This is a genomic window from Amycolatopsis acidiphila, from assembly GCF_021391495.1.
GTDB classification, from domain to species: domain Bacteria; phylum Actinomycetota; class Actinomycetes; order Mycobacteriales; family Pseudonocardiaceae; genus Amycolatopsis_E; species Amycolatopsis_E acidiphila.
This window is the reverse complement of record NZ_CP090063.1, coordinates 7,699,245-7,725,026: the sequence shown is the minus strand read 5'-3', so window position 1 is coordinate 7,725,026 and position 25,782 is coordinate 7,699,245. Positions and strand designations below refer to the sequence as shown.

Annotated in this window: 30 protein-coding genes; 11 read left to right on the top strand and 19 right to left on the bottom strand. The window is 69.3% G+C overall.

The genetic code is table 11. The features are described from left to right. Nucleotides 1–74: 74 nt before the first annotated feature. Both LWP59_RS37855 and LWP59_RS37850 read right to left on the bottom strand, forming a co-directional pair. On the bottom strand, nt 75–572 hold the full coding sequence (locus tag LWP59_RS37855; protein WP_101436340.1) for a PaaI family thioesterase: 498 nt from the start codon (nt 570–572) through the stop codon (nt 75–77). Nucleotides 573–680: 108 nt separating this feature from the next. Beyond that, the gene (locus LWP59_RS37850; protein WP_101436339.1) at nt 681–1,301 is read right to left on the bottom strand and encodes a TetR/AcrR family transcriptional regulator; all 621 of its coding nucleotides are present in this window, start codon (nt 1,299–1,301) and stop codon (nt 681–683) included. Nucleotides 1,302–1,390: 89 nt separating this feature from the next. On the opposite strand from LWP59_RS37850, the gene LWP59_RS37845 reads away from it, so the two are divergent. From LWP59_RS37845 to LWP59_RS37835, 3 genes are read left to right on the top strand one after another with little or no spacing between them, the layout of a single operon-like run. Continuing rightward, nucleotides 1,391–2,278: an SDR family oxidoreductase gene (locus tag LWP59_RS37845; RefSeq protein ID WP_101436338.1), complete on the top strand. Its 888-nt coding sequence runs from the start codon at nt 1,391–1,393 to the stop codon at nt 2,276–2,278. A 53-nt stretch (nt 2,279–2,331) separates the two neighbouring features. Continuing rightward, nucleotides 2,332–3,387, top strand: a complete 1,056-nt coding sequence (locus LWP59_RS37840) for an LLM class flavin-dependent oxidoreductase (protein ID WP_101436337.1) — start codon at nt 2,332–2,334, stop codon at nt 3,385–3,387. After that, the gene (locus LWP59_RS37835) at nt 3,384–4,844 is read left to right on the top strand and encodes a cytochrome P450 (RefSeq protein ID WP_101436336.1); all 1,461 of its coding nucleotides are present in this window, start codon (nt 3,384–3,386) and stop codon (nt 4,842–4,844) included. Before LWP59_RS37840 ends, LWP59_RS37835 begins: the two co-directional genes overlap by 4 nt. Before the next feature lie 27 nt (nt 4,845–4,871). Here LWP59_RS37835 and LWP59_RS37830 read toward each other — a convergent pair whose 3' ends face one another. Continuing rightward, nucleotides 4,872–5,399 carry a TetR/AcrR family transcriptional regulator gene (locus tag LWP59_RS37830; RefSeq protein ID WP_208637355.1) on the bottom strand — a complete coding sequence of 176 codons (528 nt, stop codon included), beginning with the start codon at nt 5,397–5,399 and terminating at the stop codon, nt 4,872–4,874. Nucleotides 5,400–5,545: 146 nt separating this feature from the next. On the opposite strand from LWP59_RS37830, the gene LWP59_RS37825 reads away from it, so the two are divergent. From LWP59_RS37825 to LWP59_RS37815, 3 genes are all read left to right on the top strand, one after another. Then, nucleotides 5,546–6,904, top strand: coding sequence for a cytochrome P450 (locus LWP59_RS37825; protein ID WP_101436334.1), 1,359 nt, complete (start codon nt 5,546–5,548; stop codon nt 6,902–6,904). A gap of 91 nt (nt 6,905–6,995) precedes the next feature. Continuing rightward, nucleotides 6,996–7,199, top strand: a complete 204-nt coding sequence (locus LWP59_RS37820; protein WP_101436333.1) for a ferredoxin — start codon at nt 6,996–6,998, stop codon at nt 7,197–7,199. Between the two features lie 32 nt (nt 7,200–7,231). Beyond that, on the top strand, nt 7,232–8,509 hold the full coding sequence (locus LWP59_RS37815) for an NAD(P)/FAD-dependent oxidoreductase (RefSeq protein ID WP_229857931.1): 1,278 nt from the start codon (nt 7,232–7,234) through the stop codon (nt 8,507–8,509). A 433-nt stretch (nt 8,510–8,942) separates the two neighbouring features. Here LWP59_RS37815 and LWP59_RS37810 read toward each other — a convergent pair whose 3' ends face one another. The 12 genes from LWP59_RS37810 to LWP59_RS37745 form a co-directional block, all read right to left on the bottom strand. Then, nucleotides 8,943–9,299 (bottom strand): hypothetical protein, encoded by a 357-nt coding sequence (locus LWP59_RS37810; protein ID WP_101436331.1) that lies wholly within the window; start codon nt 9,297–9,299, stop codon nt 8,943–8,945. A 221-nt stretch (nt 9,300–9,520) separates the two neighbouring features. Beyond that, nucleotides 9,521–10,030, bottom strand: a complete 510-nt coding sequence (locus tag LWP59_RS37805; protein ID WP_101436330.1) for a hypothetical protein — start codon at nt 10,028–10,030, stop codon at nt 9,521–9,523. A gap of 363 nt (nt 10,031–10,393) precedes the next feature. Next, a complete protein-coding gene (locus LWP59_RS37800) occupies nt 10,394–11,182 on the bottom strand; it encodes a sulfite exporter TauE/SafE family protein (RefSeq protein ID WP_101436329.1) in 789 nt (262 codons plus the stop codon). 3 nt (nt 11,183–11,185) lie between these two features. Continuing rightward, a complete protein-coding gene (locus LWP59_RS37795) occupies nt 11,186–12,568 on the bottom strand; it encodes an MBL fold metallo-hydrolase (protein WP_101436328.1) in 1,383 nt (460 codons plus the stop codon). Nucleotides 12,569–12,604: 36 nt separating this feature from the next. Continuing rightward, nucleotides 12,605–12,748, bottom strand: coding sequence for a rhodanese-like domain-containing protein (locus tag LWP59_RS37790; RefSeq protein ID WP_229857929.1), 144 nt, complete (start codon nt 12,746–12,748; stop codon nt 12,605–12,607). Nucleotides 12,749–12,999: 251 nt separating this feature from the next. Next, a complete protein-coding gene (locus tag LWP59_RS37780) occupies nt 13,000–13,269 on the bottom strand; it encodes a metal-sensitive transcriptional regulator (protein ID WP_144641517.1) in 270 nt (89 codons plus the stop codon). Nucleotides 13,270–13,681: 412 nt separating this feature from the next. After that, on the bottom strand, nt 13,682–15,250 hold the full coding sequence (locus LWP59_RS41400; protein ID WP_444541912.1) for a multicopper oxidase family protein: 1,569 nt from the start codon (nt 15,248–15,250) through the stop codon (nt 13,682–13,684). Beyond that, nucleotides 15,247–15,474, bottom strand: coding sequence for an SHOCT domain-containing protein (locus tag LWP59_RS37765; protein WP_144641520.1), 228 nt, complete (start codon nt 15,472–15,474; stop codon nt 15,247–15,249). Before LWP59_RS37765 ends, LWP59_RS41400 begins: the two co-directional genes overlap by 4 nt. 61 nt (nt 15,475–15,535) lie before the next feature. Beyond that, a complete protein-coding gene (locus tag LWP59_RS37760; RefSeq protein WP_101436324.1) occupies nt 15,536–15,928 on the bottom strand; it encodes a DUF302 domain-containing protein in 393 nt (130 codons plus the stop codon). A 101-nt stretch (nt 15,929–16,029) separates the two neighbouring features. Continuing rightward, entirely contained in the window at nt 16,030–16,266 is a 237-nt protein-coding gene (locus LWP59_RS37755) for a hypothetical protein (protein ID WP_143271393.1), read from the bottom strand. A 222-nt stretch (nt 16,267–16,488) separates the two neighbouring features. Next, nucleotides 16,489–17,889, bottom strand: coding sequence for an IS1380 family transposase (locus LWP59_RS37750; RefSeq protein ID WP_101436323.1), 1,401 nt, complete (start codon nt 17,887–17,889; stop codon nt 16,489–16,491). Nucleotides 17,890–18,088: 199 nt separating this feature from the next. Continuing rightward, nucleotides 18,089–18,394, bottom strand: a complete 306-nt coding sequence (locus tag LWP59_RS37745) for an ATP-binding protein (RefSeq protein WP_275295543.1) — start codon at nt 18,392–18,394, stop codon at nt 18,089–18,091. Nucleotides 18,395–18,414: 20 nt separating this feature from the next. Between LWP59_RS37745 and LWP59_RS37740 the strand changes: the two genes are divergently transcribed. Then, nucleotides 18,415–18,606, top strand: a complete 192-nt coding sequence (locus LWP59_RS37740; RefSeq protein WP_229857928.1) for an ATP-binding protein — start codon at nt 18,415–18,417, stop codon at nt 18,604–18,606. Between the two features lie 34 nt (nt 18,607–18,640). On the opposite strand, the gene LWP59_RS37735 is transcribed toward LWP59_RS37740, so the two are convergent. From LWP59_RS37735 to LWP59_RS37725, 3 genes are read right to left on the bottom strand one after another with little or no spacing between them, the layout of a single operon-like run. Then, the gene (locus LWP59_RS37735; RefSeq protein WP_101434335.1) at nt 18,641–19,036 is read right to left on the bottom strand and encodes a DUF6262 family protein; all 396 of its coding nucleotides are present in this window, start codon (nt 19,034–19,036) and stop codon (nt 18,641–18,643) included. Beyond that, nucleotides 19,026–21,281: a tyrosine-type recombinase/integrase gene (locus LWP59_RS37730; protein ID WP_208637254.1), complete on the bottom strand. Its 2,256-nt coding sequence runs from the start codon at nt 21,279–21,281 to the stop codon at nt 19,026–19,028. The genes LWP59_RS37735 and LWP59_RS37730 overlap by 11 nt, the downstream gene beginning before the upstream one ends. Continuing rightward, complete coding sequence (locus LWP59_RS37725; protein WP_222425610.1) at nt 21,278–22,330, bottom strand: site-specific integrase; 1,053 nt, start codon at nt 22,328–22,330, stop codon at nt 21,278–21,280. The genes LWP59_RS37730 and LWP59_RS37725 overlap by 4 nt, the downstream gene beginning before the upstream one ends. 157 nt (nt 22,331–22,487) lie before the next feature. Here LWP59_RS37725 and LWP59_RS40830 point away from each other — a divergent pair, with 157 nt between their 5' ends. Beyond that, nucleotides 22,488–22,622 carry an ATP-binding protein gene (locus LWP59_RS40830; protein ID WP_275294527.1) on the top strand — a complete coding sequence of 45 codons (135 nt, stop codon included), beginning with the start codon at nt 22,488–22,490 and terminating at the stop codon, nt 22,620–22,622. Beyond that, entirely contained in the window at nt 22,612–22,977 is a 366-nt protein-coding gene (locus tag LWP59_RS37715) for a hypothetical protein (RefSeq protein WP_101436322.1), read from the top strand. The genes LWP59_RS40830 and LWP59_RS37715 overlap by 11 nt, the downstream gene beginning before the upstream one ends. A 21-nt stretch (nt 22,978–22,998) precedes the next feature. Here the strand turns inward: LWP59_RS37715 and LWP59_RS37710 are convergent, their stop codons facing one another. Continuing rightward, on the bottom strand, nt 22,999–24,105 hold the full coding sequence (locus tag LWP59_RS37710) for an IS110 family transposase (protein ID WP_246370192.1): 1,107 nt from the start codon (nt 24,103–24,105) through the stop codon (nt 22,999–23,001). A gap of 191 nt (nt 24,106–24,296) precedes the next feature. Between LWP59_RS37710 and fxlM the strand changes: the two genes are divergently transcribed. Beyond that, the gene (gene fxlM, locus LWP59_RS37705) at nt 24,297–25,592 is read left to right on the top strand and encodes a methyltransferase, FxLD system (protein ID WP_167441929.1); all 1,296 of its coding nucleotides are present in this window, start codon (nt 24,297–24,299) and stop codon (nt 25,590–25,592) included. A 6-nt stretch (nt 25,593–25,598) separates the two neighbouring features. After that, nucleotides 25,599–25,769 (top strand): FxLD family lanthipeptide, encoded by a 171-nt coding sequence (locus tag LWP59_RS37700; protein ID WP_081685088.1) that lies wholly within the window; start codon nt 25,599–25,601, stop codon nt 25,767–25,769. Nucleotides 25,770–25,782 lie beyond the last annotated feature (13 nt).

Sequence of the window (25,782 nt, the reverse complement as noted above, 5' to 3'; positions counted from 1 at the left end):
CGCGGTACCCCAGCCACCGGCACCGCCTTCGTCGGGTTGTGAGTGGGTCGCCGGTGGTGCCGTGGTGGACGGCCTCAGCCGCCCTCGCGGGTGCGCAGGGGGTGCTGGGTGAACATGGCGTGGACGTCGTGTTCGGTGCCGTGATCGCTGAAATGGTCGATGTCGACGACGATGAACAGCGCCTGGGCGGTGAACCGCGTGACACCGTCGTCGCCGACGCCCGCGGCTTCCAGGTGCAGCCGCCGGCCGTCCCGGTGGTGCAGGCGTGCGGTGATGCGATGCCGCTGTCCCAACGGCACGGGAGCGCGGTACTCGACGGTCAACGTGCGGGTGACGGCGATCTCCTCGACGACGTAGAGCACGAACCCGAACAGGTCGTCGCAGGCCGCGGAGATCGCGCCGCCGTGCGCCAGCCCAGGAGCGCCCCGATGGCGTGCGTCGAAGGCGAGGTCGGTGAAGACCTCGTCACCGTCGCGGTAGACGGACAGTTGTAGCCCGGCCGGGTTGTCCGGCCCGCAGCCCAGACACTGCGGATGGTGCGGCGGCAGCGAAGCGAACCCCGAATCGGCCATCGTGTGTGTTTGTCCTTCCACCATCGAAACACAGCGAGACTAGCAGTCTCGCTGTAAGACTAGGAGTTCTGAAAGTCTGCGTGGGCGCCGTCACAGCACCGCCCGTGGCTATTGCTGTCGTGCGGTGGCGGCGAAATGCGTGGCGACGGTGTCGATGATGTCCTGGCGGTCGATCTGCATCTCCCCGTTGAGCCAGGCCATGAGCAGTTCGGCGAGCCCGCCGGTGAGCATGAGGCCGTTGATGCGGTCGCGGGGCGGGGGCAGCGCGTTGTCGCCGTAGAGGGCGCGCGCCTGGGTGGCGATCAGCTGACCGAAGCCGACGAGCAGTTCGTGCCGCCGGGCCCGCAGCGGCTCAGCGGCGGCGGATTCCAGTATCGCCGCGCGCCCGACCCGGGGGTCGTCGGTGAGCAGGTCGACGAACGCGCCGATCGCCGCCTCCGCCTTCGCGCGCGGGTCGCCGTCCGGGCCGGCCAGTGCCCGCAACGCCACGTCCCGGATCCGCGCCGCGATCCGGTCGAGAACGGCCAACAGCAGCTCGTCGCGGTGGGCGAAGTTCTCGTAGAAGTAGCGCTCGGTGAGCCCGGCACGCGCGCAGACCGCGGTCATCGTGGTCTGCTGCCACCCTTGAGTGCCCAGCAGATCCAGGCCGGCCTCCAGCAACTGCTCGCGCCGCAGGTCGCGGCGCTGCTCGGCGCTGACCCCGCGATAGCTCCGCCTTGGCGTCGTCATGACCCCATCTTGACATGGTCTCCTGTCAGAAGCATTCTGACAGTGGTTTCTGTCAGAATGCGGATCGATCAGCGGCGGAGGCGACGTCCATGGCTGAGCGGGTAGGCAGGTTTTGGCAACGCCGGGTTCCGGTCGCGCGGCCGCTGGCCGGTGTGGTGGTTGCCATCACCGGCGGAGCGCGAGGAATCGGGGCGGCGACCGCGGACGCGCTGGCCCGGGCTGGGGCCAGAGTGGCGATCGGTGACCTGGACCCCTCGCCGGCGCAGGGACAGGCGCAGGCGGTGCGAGTGTGGCGGGTGGACGTGACCGACCGGGACTCGTTCACCGGTTTCCTCGATCAGGTCGAGGAGGCGTTCGGGCCGCTCGACGTGCTGATCAACAACGCGGGGATCATGCCGCTGGGGCGGCTGGCCGACGAGCCGGAGGCGGTCACGGCGCGACAGGTGGAGATCAACCTGCACGCCGTGATCCACGGCAGCCGGCAGGCAGTACGCCGGATGCGTCCGCGAGGGCGGGGCCACATCGTCAACGTGGCCTCGGAGGCGGGCAAGGTCGGGTTCGCCGAGGCCGCCACCTATTGCGCCACCAAGCACGGCGTCGTCGGGTTGTCCGAGGCGCTGCGGGCTGAGCTGCGCGGCACGGGTGTGTCGGTGTCGTGTGTGATGCCCACGGTGGTGCGGACCGAGCTGGCCTCGGGGCTCGGCGAGTCGCCGCTGGTGCGGCCGGTGACGCCGCAGCAGGTGGCTGAGGCGATCGTGGGCGCGGTGGCCCGCCCGCGGTTCGAGGTGTATGTGCCTCGGTCGCTGGGGGCGATGAACCGGCTGCTGGCCTTGGCGCCGCGCGCGGTCGGCGACGTTCTGTTGCGGGCCTCCCGCGCGGATCGGGTCCTCGCGGGTGCCGATCCGGCTGCCCGGGCCGGTTACGAGGCCCGCGCGGTGCAGCGCAACCGGCCCGGCCCCGTGGACGCGACGGAGTGACGGGTCCCCCGCCGTGGGGGAGGACAAGCCAGGTGGCGCGAAGGGAGCCTTCGATGACGAGCGAACCGACGGTGGCATCGGCCCGGCGGGGGTTGTCGCTGGTGTGCGCCGGGCGGGACGTGCACGAGGTGGCGTCGATGGCCGCCGCCGCGGAGCGGGCGGGTTTCGCCTCGGTGTGGGCGGCCGATTTCTACGACCGGTCGGCGGTGGTGGCCGTGGCGGCCATGGCCGCGGCGACCGAGAACATCACGCTGGGCACCGGGATCGCCTACGGTTTCGGCCGGACCCCGCTGGTGCTGGCCGCCGAGGCCCGGGACCTCGACACGCTCTCTGGTGGTCGGCTGATCCTGGGGCTGGGCACCGGAACCCGGCGCATGCAGCAGGACTGGCACGGCCTGTCAGGTGAGCATCCCGCGCCCCGGACGGAGGAGCTGATACCGCTGCTGCGCCAGCTGTGGCGGCTGGACGAGGGCCCGGTGCACCACGAGGGCCGCTTCTACCGCGCACACGTCGTGCCCACCGCCCCGGTGCCGCCGCCGACACGCCGGGCGATCCCGCTCTATCTGGCCGGGGTGAACGCCCGCATGGTCCGCGCCGCCGGCGCGGTCGCCGACGGGCTCGTGGGCCATCCGCTGTGCACCCCCGAATACCTGCGCCACACCGTGCGTCCCGCTCTGCAGGCCGGCGCCCAACGCGCGGGACGCACCAAGCCGGTGCCGGTCGCGGGCTACGTGATCTGCGCGGTCGATCCGGACCCGACACAGGCCCGCCGGCTCGCCGCGGCCCAGATCGCGTTCTACGCCTCGGTCAAAACCTACGACGCGATCATGACCCTGCACGGGTTCACCGACGAGGCCGCCGCCATCCGCACCGCCCACAAGGCCGGAGACCTGGAGGCGATGGTGGCCGCCGTCACCGACCAGATGATCGACACGATCGCCCTGGCCGGCACCCCCGACCAGGTGCGGGCCCAGTTCGATGCTCGCTGGGCGGGCCTGTACGAGCACACCCTGCTCTACCCGCCCTCATTCGCCGGCCCATCGGCCACCACCGCGGTGATCGACACTTTCGCCCCGTCCCACACCCCACCGATAGAGGAGCCGAGATGACGCACCTGATCGAGCGCACCACCCGGGCAGCCCGGCAGCGCCTGTCCTCGGTGCTACTGGCACCGGCACCCCAGCCGGTCGATGACGCCCTGCGCCGGTTCAGCCGCCGCTGGCCCGCCACCGACCTCGCCGCCCCACCCTCGGGCAGCGACCTGCGGCCGATCCGCGGCGACTACGGCACCCCACTGGTCGGGCACGTGCTCGACTACATCCGGTTCGGCACCGACTTCGCCCGCGAACGCTACGACCGCTACGGCCCCGTGACCTGGATGGGCGCCTTCGGCACCCGCATCGCCACCGTCGCCGGACCCGAAGCGACCCAGCTGGTGCTCACCAACAAGGACAAGGCCTTCTCTCAAGCCGGGTGGACCTTCCTGATCGACCAGTTCTTCCACCGCGGGCTGATGCTGCTCGACTTCGACGAGCACAAGATGCACCGCCGCATCATGCAGCACGCCTTCACCCGCGACCGCCTCGCCGGCTACACCCAGCAGGTCGGACCTTGTGTGCGCGCCACCGTGCCCACCTGGTCCACCACCCACCCGGTTCGGTTGTACTGGCTGCTCAAAGACCTGACCCTGGACATCGCGACCCGGGTGTTCATGGGCGGCCGCGGAGACGGGGTTGACAGTGAGCGGATCAACCACGCGTTCGTGGCCACCGTGCGCGCCGCCAGCTCCCTGGTTCGCTACCCCCTGCCCGGCACCCGCTACCGCGCCGGGCTGCGCGGCCGCCGCGTCCTGGAGCGCTACTTCGCCCACCATCTGCCCGCCGCCCGCGCCGGCAACGGTGAGGACCTGTTCTCCGCGCTGTGCCAGGCCACCACCCCCGAAGGCGAGCAGTTCAGCGACGACGACGTCATCAACCACATGATCTTCTTGATGATGGCCGCGCACGACACCTCCACCATCACCACCACCGCGGCCGCCTACTACCTCGCCACCCACCCCCACTGGCAGGACCGCGCCCGCCAGGAATCCCTCGCCCTCGGCGACGACCTCCCCGACATCGACGCCCTGGAGCGCCTGGACACCCTCGACCTGGTCATCAAGGAAGCACTCCGACTGCTCGCGCCCGTACCGCTGGTGATGCGCAAGACCGTGACCGACACCGAGATCCTCGGCCACTACCTCCCCGCCGACACCCTGGTCGCGGTCGCCCCCGCGATCAACCACTTCGTGCCGGAATGCTGGACCGACCCCGACACCTTCGACCCCGACCGGTTCGCCGCGCACCGCCGCGAGGACCAGAACCACCGCTTCGCGTGGATCCCGTTCGGCGGCGGCGTACACAAATGCATCGGCATGCATTTCGGCACCCTCGAAGTCAAGGCGATCCTGCACGAGATGCTGCGCACCCACCACTGGAGCGTGCCGGATGGCTACCGGGTGCGCTGGGACAACACCTCACTACCCATCCCCACCGACGGACTGCCCGTCCACCTAACCCGACGCTGAACCGCGCCACCCGTCTCCACCCTCGGGTCACCCCTGGTGACCAAGAAACCGCACCACCAACTCCGCGATGTGCTCGGCGACGACATCCGGAGGGTGCAGCGGCAACACCAGGTGGCTCAACGCCAGCCGGGTCGCGGCCTCGGCCGCGACGCCGACCTCGGCATGATCGAGACCGGGCCAACGCCGACACACACCTGTCACCAGACGTTCGGTCGCCTCCCGCACCACCGGCGCGGCCTCGCTGGTCAACAGCGGCAGCAGCTCACCACTGCCGTCGCCGACCAGGACGGCCTTCAACAGCGGGTTGTCGGCAGCGGCGTCGAAGGTGTAGCGGGCGGCCGCCCACCACGCCGCCCGCATCTCCGGATGAGCCGCCAGCGCCCGCTCGATACCGTCCAGGAACTGGCCCGTCAGCCGCAGCACCAACGCCGACGCGAGACCTTGCTTACTGCCGAATTCGCTGTAAAGCGTCTGCCGGGCCACCCCCACCCGGTCCGCGACCTCCTGCATGTTCACCCCGCGGTACCCGCGATCCAGCACGATCGCCTCCGCCACATCGAGGGCGTCCGCCCGCATCAACTGGCGCGCCCGCCCCGACAATCTCGCATTCACCACCCCACCATCCTTAGACAAGCCGCCCACGGTCGTCAAACCAGTAGACCGGTCACGATCTCATGTCTTCTATCTAGACAATGTGACGCATGCTGTCTAACCTTGAGGGTGTCAACGCCGATGCTGAGGAGGGTGCCGCCGTGACGCTGCCCCGTACCCGGAACGCCAGCGGTCATCCCGACCGTCCCTACGACGAGGTGGACCTGTCCTCACGGGGATTCTGGTCGGCGACCATGGCCGAACGGGACGCCAACTTCGCCGCGCTGCGCGCCGACCGGCCGGTCACCTGGCATCGCCCGTTTGAGGAGCAGTTGCTGGATGACCCGGAGGACTACGGGTTCTGGGCGATCGTGCGGCACGCCGATCTGGTCGAGGTCACGAAGCGGCACGAGGACTTCCTGTCCGGGCCCGGCATCCTGATGGAAAGCCTGCCCCCCGAACTCGTCGAGGCCGCCCAGTCGATCATCGGGATGGATCCGCCCCGGCACACCAAGATGCGACGGCTCGTGGCTTCGGCATTTACCCCGAAACAGATGCGCCGCATCAACGACCGGATCCGCGCCAACGCCCGCATGGTCGTGGACCACCTCGCCGCCGTAGGGGCGGACAGCGGAGGCGAGGCCGACTTCGTCGCCGAGTGCGCGGCCCTGCTGCCGATGCACAACATCAACGACATCATGGGCGTGCCCGACGGTGAACGCCAGAAAGCCGCCCACGAAGCCGCCGTCGGCACCGGCTGGAACGACCCCGAACTCGTCGGGCACGGACGTGAACAGGTCCTCGGCCGACTGTTCCAGGCGCTGCACTACATGCACGGCCTGATCACCGACCTTGCCGATCACCGGCGCCGCAACCCCGGCGACGACCTGATCACCGCGCTCGTCCAGGCCGAAATCGACGGGGAACGCCTCACCGACGACGAGATCAGCGCCTTCTTCGCCCTGCTGACCATCGCCGGCAACGACACCACCCGCCAGTCCACCAGCCACGCGCTCAAAGCCCTCACCGACCACCCCGACCAGCGGGCCTGGCTGATGAGCGACTTCGCCAACCGCATCGACGGCGCGGTCGAGGAGTTCGTCCGCTGGGCCACCCCGATCATGACCTTCCGCCGCACCGCCGCCCGCGACCTCGAACTACACGGCCAGCACATCACCGCCGGCGACAAGGTCGTCATGTTCTACTCCTCGGCCAACCGCGACGAGCGGGTGTTCACCGACCCGTGGCGCTTCGACCTCTCCCGCGACCCCAACCCGCACATCGGGTTCGGCGGCGGCGGCATCCACCACTGCCTCGGCAACCAACTCGCCCGCACCCAGCTCCGTGCCCTGTTCGACGAACTACTGCACCGCCTACCCGACATCGAAGCCGGCGACCAGCGACTGGTCCCCGGCAACTTCCTGCACGCCGTGAAGTCCATGCCCTGCCGCTTCACCCCAGAACACTGACCCCGGAGCACTGACCGTCGACACCGACTGCCAGCCCCGACCCACCCCTTTCTGCCACCACGTCTCTGCCACCACGTCAAGGAGGGAGCAGATGAACATCCACATCGACCCCGACCGCTGCACCGGGCACGGCGTCTGCGAAGGCCTCGCCGAGGACATCTTCGAAGTCGGCGACGACGGCCTGGCACACCTGCTCCAGGACCCGCCCCCCAACGATCGGCGTGAAGTCATCGAGCAGGCCGTGCAGCAATGCCCGACACTCGCGCTCCGGCTGGCAGACGCCCCGCCGTCATGAGTGCCCACGCGGCCACCGAGCCCGGCCGACTCGTGATCGTCGGTGCCTCGCTGGCCGGGGTGCGTGCCGCGCGCGCCGCGCGGCACGCCGGGCACACCGGCACCATCATCCTCATCGGCGCCGAGGAACACCTACCCTACGACCGGCCCCCACTATCGAAAACGTTCCTCACCCACAGCAGCGACCACCCAGCCGCACACGAACCCGACGAGCAGGCTCACCCCCCTGCCCCCGCCGTCCTGATGGCAGAAGACGAGTTACGCGACGACCTCGGTGTGGACCTGCGCCTCGGAGTCACGGCCACCGGACTGGACACCGACAGCCGGGAACTCCTGCTGCACGACCAGCAACGCCTGCCCTACGACCGGTTGATCATCGCCACCGGCGCCACGGCACGCCGGTGGCCAACCACCACCCACCTCGCCGGCCTGCACTACCTGCGCACCCTCGACGACGCCCGGGCGCTGCGCGCCGCACTCGCGCGGACAACCAACCTGGTGATCATCGGCGCAGGCTTCATCGGCTCGGAAGTCGCAGCCACAGCAACCCAACACGGCATCCACGCGACCATCGTCGAAACCCAGGACACACCCCTGGCCCACGCGGTCGGACAAACCGCCGGGACAGCACTGGCCCGGCTGCACACACAGGCCGGCACCACCCTCAAATGCGGTGTCCAGGTCACCGACTTCTCCGGCACCGGCCACATCGAGCAGGTGCACCTGTCCGACGGCAGCGTCCTGCCCGCCGACACCGTGCTCGTCGGAATCGGCGCCGTCCCCACCACAGGCTGGCTCACCGACTCCGGCGTCGCCCTCGACGACGGCGTGGCCTGCGACCCCTACCTCGCCACCTCGGCACCGGGGGTGTACGCCGCGGGAGACCTGGCACGATTCCCCCACCCGCGACGCGAGGGCACCCTCCGGCTCGAACACTGGACCGCCGCCGCCGAACAAGGCGCCCACGCCGCCCGCAACGCCATCACCACCGCGGCACCCACCCGCTACGAACCCGTGCCCTACGTGTGGTCCGACTGGTACAGCCACCGCATCCAAATCATCGGCGACCCACACACCGACCAACCGTCCACCCTCATCGGAGATCCCGACACCGGACAATTCACCGTGCTCTACCGCCACAACAACCACATCACCGCGGCGCTCGCCGTCAACCAACCCCGAGCCATCGCCAAACTCCGCCGCCTCATCACCCAGAAAGCGCCATGGGCAGACGCACTCACCCAAACCACCACGCTAAACCCGCCAGCAACTCCACCCGCTGGATCGCGCACTGAATCGCGAGCCACATGAACAAGAAATCCCAGCTCGTCTGCAACTGCACGGCCGTCCGACCGTGACGACGGCGTCGACGATGCGGACCGACACCGGCGGGGCGACTAGCCGCCACCCCGCCGGTGGAGTGTCGCCGATCCCGATCGACGGGTGTCAACGCAAACGTTCTGACCTGGCCAGATGAGTGAAGTGAGGCAAGGAGCGTTCTGAACGATGATCCGGTGAGCTGGTGGACGCGACGCGCCAGCCGACCGCTGCGGTTGCGCATACCGAACCCGCAGTCGGCGCCCAGGCCGCCCGCGCAGCCGAGCCATCGGCGGCGCGATCACCGGAGTGCATTCAGCACGTTCTGATTCCGGTGGTTACCAATAGACTTCGATCCGGTGGGTGCCATCGGCAGCAGTCTAGGCAGCGAGACCGTCACGACGAGCCCGCCGCGCGGGATGTGTGGCTATCGCTGGGTGTCTGCGCGCGGCCACCAGCGCACGGCACCGTCGATGAGGTCGGCGGTGTGTTCGGGCGCGTCGTCCGGGTAGTTCTCCCAGCGGGATTCGCCCGGTCCGTCGTGGACGCGGATGCCTTCGGTGTAGACGGCGAACAGGAAGGCTCCGGCCGTGCCGTGGGGGCGCCGGTGAACCCAATCCGGCATCGCGGCGGTCGGCAGGGCCTGCTCGATCCAGCGGCGGGCCTCACCCTCGGTGGCGGCATCGTGTTCGGCGACGCAGGCGACGTTGTCGTCATCGCCGATGCCCAGCAGGATCGCCGCACCGAATCCGGTACGGACCTCGGTGGTGGTCGCGGTGCCCAATGCAGTTCCCCCTTTTGTGCTCCGACAGGAACTTTCAGCATGCGCTCGTTCCGGCGATCCTGCCAGTCACCTCCTTGGTCTTTGTTCTCGGCATCGTCGCCGGTCAGCGCGGGCGCGGTGTGACATCGCGGTGATACTTCGGCGCTGCTTGCTGCGGCATTCTGTCGGTCGCCGTGTGCTCGATGGCGCACGAAACGACCTTCGAAACTGCGAAAGGGTGCTCAGCGGCGGAATCCGCGCTCGGGGTCGCGGGCAGGGACGTTGCCGAATTCGCCGAACCAGTCCTCGGCGCCCATGTCCGGCAACGGGACCGGGTGATAGAGGAGCCCCTCGTAGTCCTTGTCCTGGAACAAGGCGTCCTGCAGGATCGCCCAGTCGTAGTCGAACCGTGAACTCGGATGCGCGGCGACCTGCTCGGCGTGCACGTCGGGCTCGTCCTTCTGACACCGTTCGGCGTCCTGGATCGCCAAGTCCAGCGCGATCTCCTCGGCGGTACACGCCGGGGTCGGACGCCTCCCGGCAGCGAGGTCGCCGGCCAGGTCGTCGAAGGCCCGTGCGTAGCACCGCAAGAACCACGGGTCACGGTCGGCCACGCACGCCGGGACGGTCGTGTCCGTGTCGAGGGCCGGTCCCCTGCCTGCCAAGGGTGTCTGCTCGGCGATGTCGTAGACCTCGTCGGCCAGCCTCCCCAGCGCCGCGTCCAGCGCGGCGGCGGTGCGGGGAGTGATCACTACCGGCAGGCACACCTCGCAGTCGAAGTCGCGGCACCGGGGACAGTCGGCGCAATCGTTGCGGCAGGTCCCGCATTCTCCGGGGGTCGCCAACCTGAGGTGGACTCTACGACGGAGTCTCAGCAGCTCAGCGGCTTTGTTGTTGAAGCGTACTGATCACAACACGTGTTGTGCAAGGCGATCGTTTCATAGTCAGTCGGCCGGGTGAGTGCCGCAGTTCCACGATCCGCGTGGAGTCGTGCTCCTGATCAGTGGAGCAGTTCGGGCCAGGTGGGATCGATCTGCGTGCCCGTCGGTGCTTGTGCTGGCCGGGTTCGTTTTGCCACGCCCAGACCGGTCTCGAACCTTGAACGGAGGGCGCCGTCAATGGGCCGGCAGGGTGGCCGGGGCGACTATGGCGGTGACGGCGATGGCGGCGGCGACGACCAGGACGAGGTAGGCGAAGCCGCGGCGGATCGTGTCGGCGGGTAGGCGGCGGGCCACACGGCCACCAGCCAGCGCGGTCAGGACGGCGCCGCCGCCGAAAATGCCGATGGTGACCCAATCGAGTGGGGCGCCGGCGTGGGCGGCGAGCCCGGCGGCGGAGTTGAGCACGATGATCACCAGCGAGGTGGCGACTGCTTCGCCAGCGTCGAGGCCGAGCAGCAGGGTGAGGGCGGGCACGATGAGGAATCCGCCGCCCACGCCGAACAGCCCGGTCAGTACCCCGACGGCGATCCCGGCGGCGAGGGCCTTGGGCAGGCACGCCCGCCAGTTGACATGGCCTCCGCTGGTCCGGCACGCCGCCGTGCCCGTGCCGGTGGGTTTGCGGAGCATCCGGACGGCGACCACGGCCATCAGGACGGCGAACCCGAGCAGCAGGAACCGCGGCGGCACCAGATGCCCGAGGGCCGCCCCGGCGAAGGCGGCGGGGACACCGGCCGCGCCGAAAACCAGCGCGACCGGCCAGCGCACGGTGCCGGCGCGCAGCCGCGGGATCACCGCTGCGGCCGAGGACACGCCGACGATCAGCAGGGACGCGGGGATCGCGGAGGCGAGTGGTTGCCCGGCGGCGTAGACGAGCGCGGGCACGGCGAGGATGGACCCGCCCGCGCCGAGCAGTCCGAGCGCGAGCCCGATCAGCAGCCCGGCCAGGGCGGCGGCCACCAGCATCGGTCAGGCCGCCATGGGGACGCCGGCGTCGGCGGCATCGGCGAAGGCGTCGTCGACCAGCACCACCGTGCGGCCCGCGCGGGCGAGCAGGGACGCCGCGGCGGCGGCGCGGTAGCCGCTGCCGCAGTGCACCCACACCGGGCCTGCGGGCACCTCGCCGAGCCGGTGCGGGAGCTCGGGCAGCGGGATGTGCACGGCGTCGCGCACGTGGGAGTCGTGCCACTCGTGGGCCAGCCGCACGTCGAGCACGACGGTGGGGGCGGGCAGGCTGTCGGCGTGGCCGTGCCGCAGGGCGTGGGCGAGGTCGGTGAACGACGCGGTGGTCATGGTGGCTACCTGCTCGTGCCGGTCGCCGGCCCACTGGGCGGGGTCGCCGGTGGCCGCGGCGGCGGGCCGGTCGATGCCGATGCGCGCGAGTTCCCGCTGCGCCTGGGTGACCTGCTCGGGTGTGTCGCCGAGCAGGGTGATCGGCGCGCCCCAGTCGATGAGCCAGCCCAGCCAGGTCGCCATCGGCCCGTCCAGCCCGAGGCTGATCGTGCCGGCCAGGTGCGAGTGCACGAACGCCTTGCGTGAGCGCAGATCGACCACCCATTCCTGCGCGTCGACCCGGCGACGTAACTCGGCGGGGTCGGCGGTGTGGACCGGGGTGAGGTCGATCGGTCCGGGCCCGGCGGTGTTGCGCGCGCCCATGTGGGCGTAGTAGGCGGGGTAGGCGTCCAGGCCGGCGAGGGTCTGTTCGACGAATTCGGATTCGGCCAGGGTCAGTGCCGGGTTGATCTGCTTCTCCCGGCCGATGGTGGAGGCGTCACCGCTGGCCTGGGTGGCCGAGCAGAAGCTGCCGAACCCGTGGGTGGGCCACACGTTCGCCCCGTCCGGCAACAGTTGCGCCAGCCGCTGTGCGGAGGTGCGCTGCCGGCGGGCCAGTTCGTGGGCGTGGTCCTGGCCGAGCAGGTCGGTGCGGCCGGTGGTGCCCAGCAGCAGCGAGCCGCCAGTGAACACTCCTTCTGGCCCCGTGGGACCGTCGAGGAGGTAGGAGAGGTGGTGGAAGGTGTGGCCCGGGGTCGCGACCGGCCGGATCCGCATGCGCGGCGACACCTCCAGCACGTCCCCGTCGCGCAACGGCACCCGGTCGTAGGACACGTCGTCGGCAGCGGCGATCCCGTAGCGGGCGCCGGTCAGCCGCGCCAGCTGCAGCCCGCCGGAGACGTAGTCGTTGTGCACGTGGGTTTCCAGTACCCACTCGATCCCTACCCCCAGCCGGCCCGCCAGGGCGACGATCCGATCGATGTCGCGCTGTGGATCCACCACCACGGCGACCTCGCCGTCGTGCGCGAGGTAGCTGCGGTCGCCCAGCGACGATGTCTCGATCACCTGTACGTCCAGCATGTGCTGTCTCCTTCCCGCCCGAGTGCGGTCGTTGCCTCAGTTCGTTCCGGTTCGCACGGGCCGGCCGCTGCGCTGCCAGCCGGCGGTGCCGTCGGCCACCGACACCGCAGCCACGTCCAGGGCATCCAGCGCCTGCGCCGCGCGCAGGCTGCGTGCCCCGGACTGGCAGATCAGCCACACCCGCTCCGTTCCACTCCCGCCCCGCGTCGGGGACCTGCTCCAGCGGCACGTTGATCGCACCGGGCACATGCCCTTCGGCGAACTCGCCCGGCGTGCGCACGTCCACCAGCCGCACACCTTCGGCGAGCGCCCGCTCCAGCTCTTCCACCGTCGCTTCATGTACTGCCACGTGGTACCTCCACCACTTCGCTCGAATACCCCGGGGGTATCCGTTAAACGTAGGTCGGCGCCGGAATTCCGCGTCGAACGGGTCAGGCCAAGGCCAGGAACAGCTTCTCCAGCTGCGCCTCGGTCATCGGGGGGTCCTCGCCCCGGTCGCGGGCGGCCTGGCAGTGCCGCATCCCGCTGGCCACGATCTTGAACCCGGCCCGGTCCAGTGCCCGCGACACCGCGGCCAGCTGGGTCAGCACCGTGGCGCAGTCGTCTCCGGTCTCGATCATGCCGATCACCGCAGCCAACTGCCCCTGCGCCCGGCGCAACCGCACCAGCGCGTCACCCACCAGTTCGGGTGTCATTTCCATGTTCCACCTCCGCAGCCTTCAACATACCCCGGGGGGTAGTGATTGCGCGGCCTCACCCAGCTGTGTCCGGCATCGCGGACCGGCGGGTCAGCCGCGGCCGAACAGGCGGCGCAATACGCGGGCCGCGGCGCCCGGCTCGGGCGTGCAAGCGCACCGCCGCGAAGCCGGCACACCGGCAAGTACCTGCTCCACATGCTGACCGCATCCGGCGTAGGTGGCTTTCCCGCACCGCGAACACGTGACACGACGACACATCCGTGAGTCTCCTTTACTCGACGACCACTCGCTCTCGACAGTACCCCCGGGGGTATGAAGAGACGAGTGGCTGCGGCACACACCACACCGCCGGAGACAGGGGGATCGCCCCGGCGCGCCCGGCCAGGGGCAACAAAACGGTCGGCTTCCCGCCGGACTACCCGAGGACGCCCGGCGTTGCGCTGGCCATGCCGCCGCGGTCACGGGCGGGTCGGCGCAGGAGTGCGTGTTCCGGAGAGAAACCTGGAGCGAGAGTCAGCGTGCGACCTGGATGGTGGCCATCATGCCGGCGTCCTCGTGGTCGAGGATGTGGCAGTGGTAGACGCTGCGGCCGGAGAAGTCGGCGAAGGTCACCCGGAGGCGCGCCCAGCCGTGCGCCGGCACGAGCACCACGTCCCGCAGGCTTTCCTCGGCTACCGGGTTTGCGCTGGTGGCCAGTACCTGGAAGGGCCACACGTGCAGGTGGAACGGGGGAATCCATCGGGCTGGTGTTGGACACCAGCCACTCCTCGGTGGCCCCGAGCCGGACCGCTTGGTCGGTGCGCTGCGGGTCGAAGCGCCTTCCGTCGATGGTGAACCCCATCCCGCCGCCGCCCATGCCCATCTGCATGCCGAACGTCACTGTCCGCCGAGTCGTCACCGGCCCTGTGGGCAGCGCCGGCGCCGGCAACGCACCCGGTGGCGAGGCCGTGGGGCTCATGGCCCCGGTCACCACCAGTGTCGCGAGAGCAATGGGCCCGTTGGCCGCAGTGGAGCCCGTGGCTGCCATACCGCCCATCATCCCGGGATTGCCGCGGTCATAGGGATCGGTCAGCAGCCGGTGCCGTCCCGCCGCCGGGTGAACGAGGACATCCGCGCGGTTGCCGGGCGCGAGCACGATCCGGTCCCGCACTTCCGGGACCGGCAGGAAATAGCCGTCCCTCGCGACGTGGGTCAGCTGATGCCCTTCCAGCCGCAGGGACAACACGCGCGAGGTGCAGGCGTTGATCAGCCGCCATCGTTCCGGCACCCCGGACTCGGCGGTGGCGACGGGCTGGTGCTGGCCGTTGACCAGGACCAGTGAGCCCTGTCGTCCCATCATTCGGTCCATCGCGCTCACCGCGGCGATCCGGCCCCCGTCGTCCAGCGTGGTGTCGCCGATCAGCAGCACCCGGTCCGTGGCGGCGCCCAGGTCGGGGCCGCTGTCCACGATGAGCGCACCGGCGAGCCCGCCGAAGAGCTGATCCGCGACGTACTGGTGGTGGTGCGGGTGGTACCAGAACGTCCCCGCCGGATGATTGGCCGGAATCGTGTACTCGTAATCGAACACCTCGCCCGGCGCGATCACCACGAACGGGTTGTCGCCGTTGCGCTCCGGGGAAACGTGCAACCCGTGGGTGTGCAGGTTTGTGGGCTGTTGCAGGTGATTTATCAGGCGCACTCGCAGAACGTCACCGGGACGCACTCGCAACGTCGGCCCCGGAGAACCTCCGTTGAACCCGAGCCCGGCGCCGGCCTGCCCGGCCACCGCCGCGCCAGGTGCCGCGGTCAGCGACACGGCGAGTGCACCGTTATTGCTGGTCGATGCCAGTGGTTCGCGTAGCGGCTGGTCACCGGTGACCGGGTACCCACCGCTGGCCGGGGCGCCCAGACCAGTCACCCAGCCGGTCACCCCCGCTACCACCGAAGCCGACCCGGCCGCCAGCAGCCCCAATGCCCTGCGCCGACCGACCGGATCGCCAGTCACTGCAGCTCCGTGCGACGACGCCGATACTCGTCCTCGTCGATCTCGCCCCGCGCCAACCGCTCGTCCAGGATCCGGCGGGCACTGCCGTTCGCGCCTGCCGGGGTTTCGCGCCGCGCCCGCACCCACCACAGCAGGCCCCCCACGACGGCGAACAGGCCGAGCACGACCAGTACCGGCCAGATCCACATCCATCCCATCGCGCCGCCCATCGCGCCGCCCATCATCGCGACCTCACCTCCCGTAGCACACAGGCTCGTCCGATTGCCGGAACTGCCGCGAGCACCATCAGCTACCCTTGACCGTCTGCAAGGCGGTACGCAAGCGCCGACCGGCCTCGTCAGCGATCGGCTGCAGCCGGGAATCGCCCGGTACGCTGACCATCACCTGCGGGTCCAGCGCCTCCACCACCGTCGACCCGCCGTCTGCGCGCACCACGACGTTGCACGGCAACAACAACCCGATCCGCCGATCCACGCCCAACGCCTGATGCGCCAGCTGGGGGTTGCACGCCCCCAAGATCAAGTAAGGCTCGCTCTCCTCACCGAGCTTCGCCCGCAGCGTCGCTTGCACGTCGATCTCGGTCAGTACGCCGAACCCCTGCTCGGCCAGCGCCGCCCGTACCCGCTCGACCGTCTCGCCCATCGGCGCCTCGCACCGCACAGCGAAGCCGTACTCCATCGCCGATCACCTTTCTCACCGTCTTACCACGCCAGAATACGCCCGGGGGTATCCCGGAATCCGGGTTTCGAACCTCCCCACTGGCGGCTACCCGACCAGCGTCACACCACACGCTGCGCTGAGTGCTGACGAACGGGACGCGGCTTCACGCTCGGTCCCTGCTGCCTCCGGACTGTGAAGATGTACGGACAGCAACCGCGCCGCGTCGGCACAATGACCACGGTGCCGCGTTGTTCCATGTCGATGCCGGGCGGGGCCCGGCTTCGGCGAAAGTTCGACGGAAGAGCATGCAGCCCTGTCGAGATCTCCAGGTGCGCGAACGCTTCGGCGGCGGCCATGAGCCGACGATGAGTGATTCCTCAACGCCGAGGATGGCCAGCGAACGGGCGAGGCCGACATTCCCGAGGTCGAGGACGACTTAGCCTCGATCCACCGATTGGGATTTTGGGCTGGTCCGCGTGCTGAAGGGGTGCACCAGCGTCTTTTCGGGTGGGAGGTAGCCGCTGGTCTGCCCAGCTTTTCCACTGTGGTCTCCGGTCGGGCCGTCGTGCGGCGGGTGGTCAGATGGGCATCGCTGATGGTGGCGTAAAGCCGATAGTGCTGCGCCACAGCCGAAGCCATGACGTGGCCCCGGGCCAGTGGCGGGGCAGGTGCAGGACCGGTCGGCGCTGCGGGCGCGCGAACCGGGCGGGGACGGTGACGATGCGGCGGCGCAGGGTGGCACCGCGGGCGTGGCCGTGCCGGTCGCCGGCCAGGACACCGCAGGCGCGTAGCAGATTGTGCGCGATCGCCGCGCACAACACCCACGCGCTGTTGGCGCCGAACCGGCCCGAGGGCAGGTGCGCCAGGGGGCCGTCGATGAGGTCGGCGAACACGGTTTCGATGACCGCGTGGCGGCGGTGGGTGATGTCAGCGGCAGCGGTCGGTTCGGCGGTGTTGGTGAAGAACGGGTGGTATCGCCAGACCGGGAACAGCGCGTCCGGGTAGCGGGCGTCTTTGACACGCCGCACGATCAGCCTCGCGGTGACCCGGTCGGCCGTGGAGGCGAACGCGGTGTAGGGGATTTCGGCGACCTCGGCGTCGGAGATCCACTCCCCGGTGTCAGGGTCACGGACCGCACCGGGGTATTTCACCGGCGTCCACGCGTCCTCACCTATCGCCGCGATCACCCGCCGCACTGCGGCGTTTTTGGTCAGCACCAGCGAGAATCGCGCCCCGGCCCGCCGGCAGGCGCGGACTACCGACCGGGAGCCGTAGGCGGAATCACCCCGCACGAGGATGTCACCGGCCCCGGCGGCACGAGCGGTCCCGATCGCCTGGGCGACCATGCGTCCGGCGCCCTTGCCGGAGCCGGTCTTCCCGGCCCGCAACCGCATCCCGGCGATCACCGGCGCGCCGTGCTCGGTGCTCAGCGTGGTCGCCAACGGTGAAAGCCCTTTGCGGAGCACCTGCTTCCCGGCGATCTTCGTGTGCCCGTAGGACGCGCCCTGCTTGGCATGCCCGTACACCGGCCGCAACAGCGAGTCGATATCCACAAACACCCGCTTGTGAGTGCCGGGCAGCAGATCGACTCGCTCGCACAAGGCCGTCAGATGTTCACGCAGCACCGACTCCAGCTGGCGGGCGTGTCCGAAGGTGAACTCCCGCAACAGGGTTCCGACCGTCGAGGGCGCATACACCCCGCCGAACAGTGTCGTCATCCCGCCCGAGCGCACAACATCAACATCGTCGATACAGTCCGCGCCCGCGCACATCCCCGCGATCACCGTGGCCAGTTTCGGGCCCGGATTGGCCGTCCCGGACGCGATCCGCGGCTGGGTGATCGACACCTTCTCCGCCAGCAGTTGCGGCAGTCTGGTCTGTCCGGCCAGCGTCATCACCGGCACCAGACCGGCCAGCGACACGAGATGGTCATCGTCGAATATCGCCGACTCCTCGGCGAACCTGTGCGAAACTTGCACTCGAAGTGCCTTCCAGAACTGGGGTCAGGTTGCTGTGTGAGAACTCCAATCATCCCAGCTCAGAGGGCACTTCTCTCATTCCGACACACCCACCCCAGCCCCACACCTCGGTGGATCGAGGTTTAGGTTGTGCGGGGCCGGGTGCTCACGGACCTGTCTCCGACAAGACAGTCGCCGTGGGCAGCCGGCCCCATTCGTTTCAGGGGCGGTTGAGGGCGCCGATCAGGCCGTCGTTCTCGCTCGCGGCGAGTTGTTGTTCCTGCAGCCGGGCTTGGGTGCTCTGGGCGCGGTAGGACTCGCTGCCGGTCTCGATGATGGTGCCGTTGAAGGTCATGCGGTCGATCACGGCGCGGCAGAGACGCTGGTCGGTGAAGGTTTTCGGCCATTCCGAGAAGGGTGCGTTGGTCGCGATGGCGATCGCGCGGCGTTCCTCGCGGTCGGTGAAAAGCTGGAAGAGCAGTTTCGCGCCGACCTTGTCCAGTTCCATGTAGCCGAACTCGTCCAACTATGTGGATATCCACATAGTTGGACGAGCTCGGCTATCTGCCGCTGCCCGGCGACGGCGCGTCCGCGTTGTTCCAGGTGATCAACCAGCGCTACCTCAAGTCGTCCACGATCCTGACCACCAACGTCGGGATCGCTGACTGGGCAACAGCTTTCGGTGACGCGACCGTCGCCGCCGTTATCTCGACTTCGATCTTCAAATACCGCCTTTGACCTGGCGTTTCGCGTCGTGGACAGGTGTCTTTGACTATCGATCACCGGTGCTGAGGCGGGCTGCGCGGAGTTGGCCGTGGGCGTGGGCAAGGGCGTCACGGAGTTGCTGGTTCTCGGTGCGGAGCTGGTTGATTCGCTCGTGCGCCAGGGCCAGACGTTGACGCAGTGAGTCGTCGGTGGCCCGGGTGGCGGTGTCGCGGACGAAGCCAGCGCTGGCGCGATGCTGCTGTAGCTGCCGGATCCGGTCGCGCAATGCGGGTTGGGTGTAGATCCATGACCGCGAGACGCCGGCCCGGTTGGCAAGTTGCGCAACGGTCACCTGTTCTCCGGCGTCGGCCAGCTCGGCGAGCGCCTGTTGGGCGCGGTGCAGGGTCTGATCGTGGCGCTGACGGGCGTGTTCGGCGAGGTGTCTGGGGTTGTCAGCAAGCATTCGAGCCGCTTTTTCCGTTGCAGGCGCAGGACTTTCCGCCGCCGCAGCAGCCATCCGATGTGGTCAGGCCGTCGATAATGGCCAGGAGGTTCTTCTCGACGGTGCGATTCATCTCGGCAAGGCGCTGGTGTCCGTTGCGGTCGGCCTGGGCGATCAAGTCTTGGGTCTGCTCGAGCTGGTGACGATGCTGGGGCAGGAACTCCGGCGTCGTGACGAAAACTGGGCAGGTCAAACAGGCATTGGCGAACTCGCACTTCTGCTGCAGCGGCAAGGAGCAGTAGCCGTTGGGCAGCGCCATCTTCGCCCTGGAGAGGTTGTTCTTCATCCAGACAGCGTCGGCCAGCGGACCGGTGTCGGTGGCCAAGGCCTCACCGGCGATGTTGACTTTGCGAGCGCGTTCCCACTGCTCCCGGATGGTCGTGTCCGACAGCCGCGCATAGTGCGAAGTCATGGCGTGCGAGTCGTGGTCGAGCAAACGACGGACGGTCTCCTGCGGGACCTCGTTGTTGATCAGGCGAGTGCCAAACGTGTGGCGCCATTGATGCGGCGCGACATGGACGGCGCGGCCGAGTTCGTCCCGGACATCGCTGACGCGCAACCACTCTCGCAGTTCTCCCCGGAAGGTTGCAGTGCTGAACGCCACCTTGCCGTCAGGGTTGCGGGTGGGCCGCGGCAGCAGGACCGCCGGGTCATCGAACTCGTCGAGCACCGCCTGCTGCTGGACGGCGATCGCCTCGGCCAGGTCGGTGTCGATCGGGACGAACGCGTCCCGGCGCATCTTGTGGTTGGTGTAGCGCAGGTAAGGCGCGCCCTGGCCGTCGCGGACGACGCAGTCCAGCCGCAGCCGGGCGCCGTCACCGACGCGCAGCCCAGTGCTCATCAGGATCCGCGCCAACAACCGGCCGCGGGAGTCGGCGAAGCGGGCGAGGACGCAGGGGTGTTCAAGCTGGGCCATCACCGCTTCCGACAACGCCCGTGGTGGCCCCTTGACCAGGCGCGGGTAGTCCTCGGGAAACAGGTCAACCTGAGCAGACAGCCGGGATTCCCAGCCGTGTTGGCGGGCCGCGCGCAGCAGACCGGCGAGGCTGCTGAGCTGACCGGTCCGGCTCTTCGGATTCGGAAACCGTTCGATCAGGTGCGCCAGATGGACCTCGACCAGCTCCCGGGTCAGTGCTTCGGGTCCGCGCTGCAGGGCCGGGAACGACTGCGCGAACAGGGTGATCGCGCGGATGTCGGCGCCGACGGTCGCGACGGCGATCCCGGTGGATAATCGCCAGCGGGCCCACCGTTTCGTCAACTGCCGCAACCAGATCGGTTCGATCCCGGTGAACCGGAACCGGGTGTCGCGGCCGGGGAACCCGAGCCGGCGCAGCAGCCACACATCGCGCGGGAACTCCGCGTCCCAGCCAACGCCGTCGACGAGATCACGCAGATAGCCGATCGCGTCCAGCAGGAACCGTCGCTCGATGTAGCCGCGCTCGCTGGAGAACCCGAGATAGGCCATCCAGGAATCGGGGCTGCGGTCCAGCAGCGAGGGGACGCCGCCGCCGGGCAGGGCTCGCAGCAGCCGCCGGATCGAGTGCGGCCGGGTGATCGTGCGGCGTTCGTCGACCCGGCATTGGATCGCGTAGGCGATCTCCAGCCGCATCTTCAGCGGCAGGGCGCGCAGGTCGAACCGGTCCTGCCCGAACGTCGCGCAACCGAGGAGCCAGGACTCGATCGGCGGCCGGTCGGCGCGGATCCACCGATTCCGGTGATGGTCACATAATCCAGCCTCGCCCTCGGCCTCCAGGCAGCAGTCGGGGAACCGGCAGCCGTCCCCGGCCGGCAGCGGCGGACCGCCACCGCCGTCGGCGATCCACTGTGTCAGCCCGGCGCGGCCCTGTTTCTGCCACCGACTGGCGTGGGAGTGGCAGAGACCGTGCTCGCGGCGGCTGCGGTGGCAGGTCGTGATCGCGCATTTCCGGGGCTGGTGCAGCCAGCGCCGGTTCGCGGGCGCCGACTTCGCCCAGGTCTCGACGTCGTCGGGGCGGCCGGCCTCGATCCAGCGCTGATGGTGGGCCGAGCACTTGCCGAAGATCACCGCGAGCCGGTCGCAGACCGGGACCAGGCACTGCGGCCCTCCGATCACCGGGTCGTCGGGGTCGACCAGGATCACCGGTTGCGCGAACTGCGGCCGCAGCCGGGCCGCCAGATCGGTGCCGGAGTCGTTGTCGCCGTGCGGGATCGGGTGCAGCTGCCTCATGCGGTCGGCTCCGTTGTCGCTGGCGCGTCGAGGAACCCGGCCGCGGCCAGGGCGCGACGAGCGTCCTCGACACCCAGATGGGAGTAGGTGTCGACGGTGGTGCTGATGCTGGCGTGCCCGAGCAAGTGCTGGACGATCTCGGCGGCGACCCCGCGGCGCAGCAACCCGGTGGCGTAGCTGTGGCGGAACAGATGCGGCGAGAACGCGATCCCGGTGCGGGCTCGCAGGCGGCGCACCAGTCGGTCGACGGTGGCGTAGCTCATCGGCGCGCCGACCGGCGAGCCCCAGAGATTGACGAACACGTAGTCACAGTCCAGCGTCCCGTATTCCTCGTGCAGGTAATCGCTGTAGAGGCGGAACAGGTCAGCATCGGCGGGAACTTCCCGTGACCACGTCTTTGCCCGCGCTCGGTTCACGTTCCTCCGGGGCCGAACCGCGACCAGCCGACGGCGGGCGTCGAGATCTTCGTGCCGCAACCCCAGCGCCTCACCGATCCGCAATCCCGTGCCCTTCAACAGGTTCAGCAGGAACTTGTCCCGCAACCGGTCGCAAGAACCGATCAGCGCCGTCATCTCCGCCTGGCTCAGCTCCCGTGGCGGCCGCCGCTCTGCTCGCAGCGAGATCGCGCGGTGCCGCTCCGGCCGTGCGCCCAGGTGCGCCAGGAACGGCTGCCACGACCCGCCGCGGCGGCCCGGCCGCCACCGCGTCAGCAACTCACCGAGCTCGACACCGTGCCGCTGATGAAACTCATAGAACGACGCCAAAGCCGACAGCTTGCGATTCACCGTCGCGGCAGCGAGATTCGCCTCCACCCAGGGCAGCATCGCCACCCGTCCATCGCGGGCCCCGACCGGCAACCTCAGCCACGTCACGAACCGGCCCAGATCCTCCAGCGCGACCCGATCCCAGTGCAGGCCACGGCAGTGCAGGAACTCGAAATAGTCCCGCAGATCATGGGCATAGGCGCGCACGGTGTTCGGGGAGCGGTCGATCGCGGTCAGATGCGCCAGGAACCGATCCACCGGATCCAGCACCAGGCCGTCGGCCACAACAGTCGCCGACTCCGTGCCCGAAGGCATCACGACCCGCTGCACCCTCAACGCTGATCCCGTCATAGACGGAGCAAGGTAATCCGTCCACAACGGACGCAAGGGAGGCACGCCAACCCAATCGTGTACATCGTGGACACTCAACCCGAGCAGTCAGATAACCGCGGCGATGCTGGACCGGCTGCTGCACCGCGCGACCGTCGTCGGCATCGACGGCCCCTCCTACCGACTCCGCACCCATCAGTCCACATCGGACAAGCTGCGCAAGGCGGTGAACGCGCATGTCTCCTGACCCGCGCGACCCGAACTACAACGCGACGCGCAAGACCTGCCCGATCTGCTGGGAAGCGTTCATCGCGACCGGACGTCAGGCCAAGACCCGCCTCTACTGCTCGCGCCAGTGCAAACGCACCGCCGCCGCCCGCCGCGAGATCGACCGGGCCGGCCACCCGCACACGTCCTTCGGGCCGCCTCCGGCGGCCGCCCCGCCGAGCGCGCCCGCGCCGCTGCCGCAGCCGGCCGCGCAACGCGACTGCCCGCACTGCGGCGGCCCGGTCACCATCGTCGCCCTGCTCACCACACCCGAAGCCGCCCGCCCGCAGATGCCCCTGGCAGCACCCGACGGAGTGATCCCACTCCACCGCTGACCCAGGCTAAGCTGGCACACCTCAGCTGGGGAATTTCGACGAGTACCCCTGGGGACTTTCAGGGAGCGCCGTCACGGCGGTGCCCAGGTAGTGGTTATGCGCCAAACGGCGGGCGACGACGAACTCGCTCCGGCCGGAGCGTCGGGTGACGGGGGCGGTGCCGCCATAGCACTGCAACCCGTTGGGTGTGTCGAACTGGGTGATGTCGTCTCCGATTTCTCCGGCTATCCGGGCGGCGAGCCGGTCCCCGAGCCCGGGGAAACTCAGGTAGATCTCACCGCCCGGGATCGCTTTTCCCGGATCAGGCTCCTTCGGTTGTTTCGCGCGGCCATGACGGGCCGATCCGAGCAGCAATTCCGCCATGCGGCGTTCCCACGCCCTCCGTTGATCGCGGATGGCCAGCAATTGGGTCGCAGTCAGCGCGATCGTGCCGGATTTCGCGCGCACCAGATACTCTTTGACCGGCAACCGGTCAGCGTCCAGGGCGTCAGCGACGCGGGCGGCGAAGCGGTCGGGCCAGCCGTGTTTAGCGGCGCGAGCGAACGCGGCGATGTCGCCGGGGCCGGCTGCGGCCAGTTGGTCATGGCCTGGCCAGCGGCTCAACAGCTTCAGCATGACCGGCGAGCCGAGGTCGCCGCCGGCGATGGCCAGAGCGGCCGGGAAGATGGCCAGCAAGTCCGCACGCAGCCGGTTGAGCAGCCTTCGTTCGTCGCGGGCGGCGCGTTCGTCGTCTCGGGCGATCGCGCGCAATTCGCCCGCCAACTCACCGTGCGGGATCAGTTTCCGCAGCTCCAGGAACTGATCCAATGCCAGCAAGCAGCAAATCCGGGCGTCCTCGGCGTCGTCTTTCTTCTTGGCCGGCCCCCGGCGGCGGGCCACCACATCCGGATTGACCGGCAGGACCGTGAAGCCCGCATCAGTCAACGCCTCGACCAGAAGACCGTGTCGTGTTTCCAGCACGATCCGCACGTCGGCCGGGTCGGTCTCCAATTCCAGGCAGCGAGCCACAAGCCGACCGACTCCCGCCGCGGTGTGGTCAATACGGAATTGCTCGATCACTCCCTCGCCCGGGCGGCCCAGGGCCACATCATGAAAAGACTCCGCCCAGTCGATACCTGCTCCCAGCAAATGCGCCGACTCCCTTCGTGTCCAGGAACGAAAAAACTGGAACCGGAGGCCGCGCGTCGTGCTGATAAACCAGTCCTCATCGGGACAACACCCTCCAAGACGACAAGCCTCCGGCTAAAACCTCCGAGGACGCTGTCTCATCACAGTCCTCGCGGGACAAGCACATCAAGCGTTCCCCGGAGGCCCCAGCCATGAAAGAAGGTACTGCTATCAGCACACCTGAACACACCGACACCGATGCCGCCCGCGCGGCCGAGGACCCCGACGAGTTGCGGAAGGCGATGATCGCCGAGTTGTGGGAGATGGGGGCGATCCGCAGCGACCGGGTCGCCGCCGTGTTCGACGGGGTGCCCCGGCATCTGTTCGCCCCCGAGGCGACACCGGCGCAGGCGTACAAGGCTCGCGACGCGGTGCATGTGAAGCGGGACGAGCGCGGCGTGCCGATCAGCACGGTGTCCTCGCCGCAGCTGCAGGCCGGGATGCTGGAGCAGGCCGACATCCGCCCCGGGATGCGGGCACTGGAGATCGGCTCCGGCGGGGTGAACGCGGCCATGATGGCGTGGCTGGCCGGACCCGGCGGGCAGGTCACCACCGTCGACATCGACTCCGACGTCACCGAACGCGCCCGGCGGCTGCTGGACGCCGCCGGCTACGAGCGGGTCAACGTCATCCTCGCCGACGCCGAGACCGGGATCGCCGACTTCGCACCCTACGACCGGATCATCGTCACGGTCGGCGCCTGGGACATCCCGCAGGCGTGGCTGGACCAGCTCGCCCCCGACGGTCGGCTGGTGGTGCCGCTGCGGGTGCGGGGACTGACCCGTTCCCTGGAACTGGTCCGCGAGGGCGATCACCTGGTGAGCCGGTCGGCGGAGATCTGCGGATTCGTCGCCATGCAGGGCGACGGAGCGCACCAGGAGCAGCTGGTGCCGCTGCGCGGTACCGACGCGGTGATGCGGTTCGACGACGGCTGGCCCTGCGAGCAGGTCCCCGACCTGGACGGCGTCCTGGACACCCCGCGTGCGCAGGCGTGGACGGGTGTGCGGATCGGCGGAGCCGAGTCGTTCGAAACGCTGCAACTGTGGCTGGCCACCGTTTTCCCGGGGTTCGGCAAGCTGCGCGCCGAGGCGTCGCTGCGGCCGGTACTGGTCGACGAGGGCACCGTGTGGTTCGACTCCGCTGCCATCGAGGGTGACTCGGTCGCGTATCTGACTACGCGAGGTGTCGAACCCGGGATCGCCGAATTCGGCGCGCACGCCTTCGGCCCGCACGCGGACGACCTCGTCACCGCGTTCTGCGAGCAGATCCGCGCGTGGGACCGCGACCAGCGCCACGGCCCTGGGCCCACCTTCGGCGTGTGGCCGCCCGGCACCCCGGACGAGCGGCTGCCCGACGGCGTGGTTGTCGACAAGCGGCACCAGCGCATCACGATGTCCTGGCCTTCCCCGACAGGCCAGGAACACCAAGAAGTAACCGAGAAGGAGTGATCGATTATGACCCTGGCCCTTACCTCCCCGGCCGAGGAGGCCGACGAGTTCTCGCTGGATCTGACGGTGATCGCCGACAGCCTGCCGCTGGCGAAGATGTCGTGCGACACCAGCGACAACTGCGGCGGCACGACCTGCGGGTCCGCCTGCACCAGCCACGTCGCCACGCCTCTGTGACCGACTCCGAGTA

Coding starts and splice junctions, on each gene's coding strand:
- LWP59_RS37855 (WP_101436340.1), bottom strand. CDS start 572: ATGGCCGATTCGGGGTTCGCTTCGCTGCCGCCGCACCATCCGCAGTGT.
- LWP59_RS37850 (WP_101436339.1), bottom strand. CDS start 1,301: ATGACGACGCCAAGGCGGAGCTATCGCGGGGTCAGCGCCGAGCAGCGC.
- LWP59_RS37845 (WP_101436338.1), top strand. CDS start 1,391: ATGGCTGAGCGGGTAGGCAGGTTTTGGCAACGCCGGGTTCCGGTCGCG.
- LWP59_RS37840 (WP_101436337.1), top strand. CDS start 2,332: ATGACGAGCGAACCGACGGTGGCATCGGCCCGGCGGGGGTTGTCGCTG.
- LWP59_RS37835 (WP_101436336.1), top strand. CDS start 3,384: ATGACGCACCTGATCGAGCGCACCACCCGGGCAGCCCGGCAGCGCCTG.
- LWP59_RS37825 (WP_101436334.1), top strand. CDS start 5,546: ATGCTGTCTAACCTTGAGGGTGTCAACGCCGATGCTGAGGAGGGTGCC.
- LWP59_RS37820 (WP_101436333.1), top strand. CDS start 6,996: ATGAACATCCACATCGACCCCGACCGCTGCACCGGGCACGGCGTCTGC.
- LWP59_RS37800 (WP_101436329.1), bottom strand. CDS start 11,182: ATGCTGGTGGCCGCCGCCCTGGCCGGGCTGCTGATCGGGCTCGCGCTC.
- LWP59_RS37795 (WP_101436328.1), bottom strand. CDS start 12,568: ATGCTGGACGTACAGGTGATCGAGACATCGTCGCTGGGCGACCGCAGC.
- LWP59_RS37780 (WP_144641517.1), bottom strand. CDS start 13,269: ATGGAAATGACACCCGAACTGGTGGGTGACGCGCTGGTGCGGTTGCGC.
- LWP59_RS37765 (WP_144641520.1), bottom strand. CDS start 15,474: ATGATGGGCGGCGCGATGGGCGGCGCGATGGGATGGATGTGGATCTGG.
- LWP59_RS37760 (WP_101436324.1), bottom strand. CDS start 15,928: ATGGAGTACGGCTTCGCTGTGCGGTGCGAGGCGCCGATGGGCGAGACG.
- LWP59_RS37755 (WP_143271393.1), bottom strand. CDS start 16,266: ATGGCCGCCGCCGAAGCGTTCGCGCACCTGGAGATCTCGACAGGGCTG.
- LWP59_RS37735 (WP_101434335.1), bottom strand. CDS start 19,036: ATGCTTGCTGACAACCCCAGACACCTCGCCGAACACGCCCGTCAGCGC.
- LWP59_RS37730 (WP_208637254.1), bottom strand. CDS start 21,281: ATGAGGCAGCTGCACCCGATCCCGCACGGCGACAACGACTCCGGCACC.
- LWP59_RS37715 (WP_101436322.1), top strand. CDS start 22,612: ATGTCTCCTGACCCGCGCGACCCGAACTACAACGCGACGCGCAAGACC.
- fxlM (WP_167441929.1), top strand. CDS start 24,297: ATGAAAGAAGGTACTGCTATCAGCACACCTGAACACACCGACACCGAT.
- LWP59_RS37700 (WP_081685088.1), top strand. CDS start 25,599: ATGACCCTGGCCCTTACCTCCCCGGCCGAGGAGGCCGACGAGTTCTCG.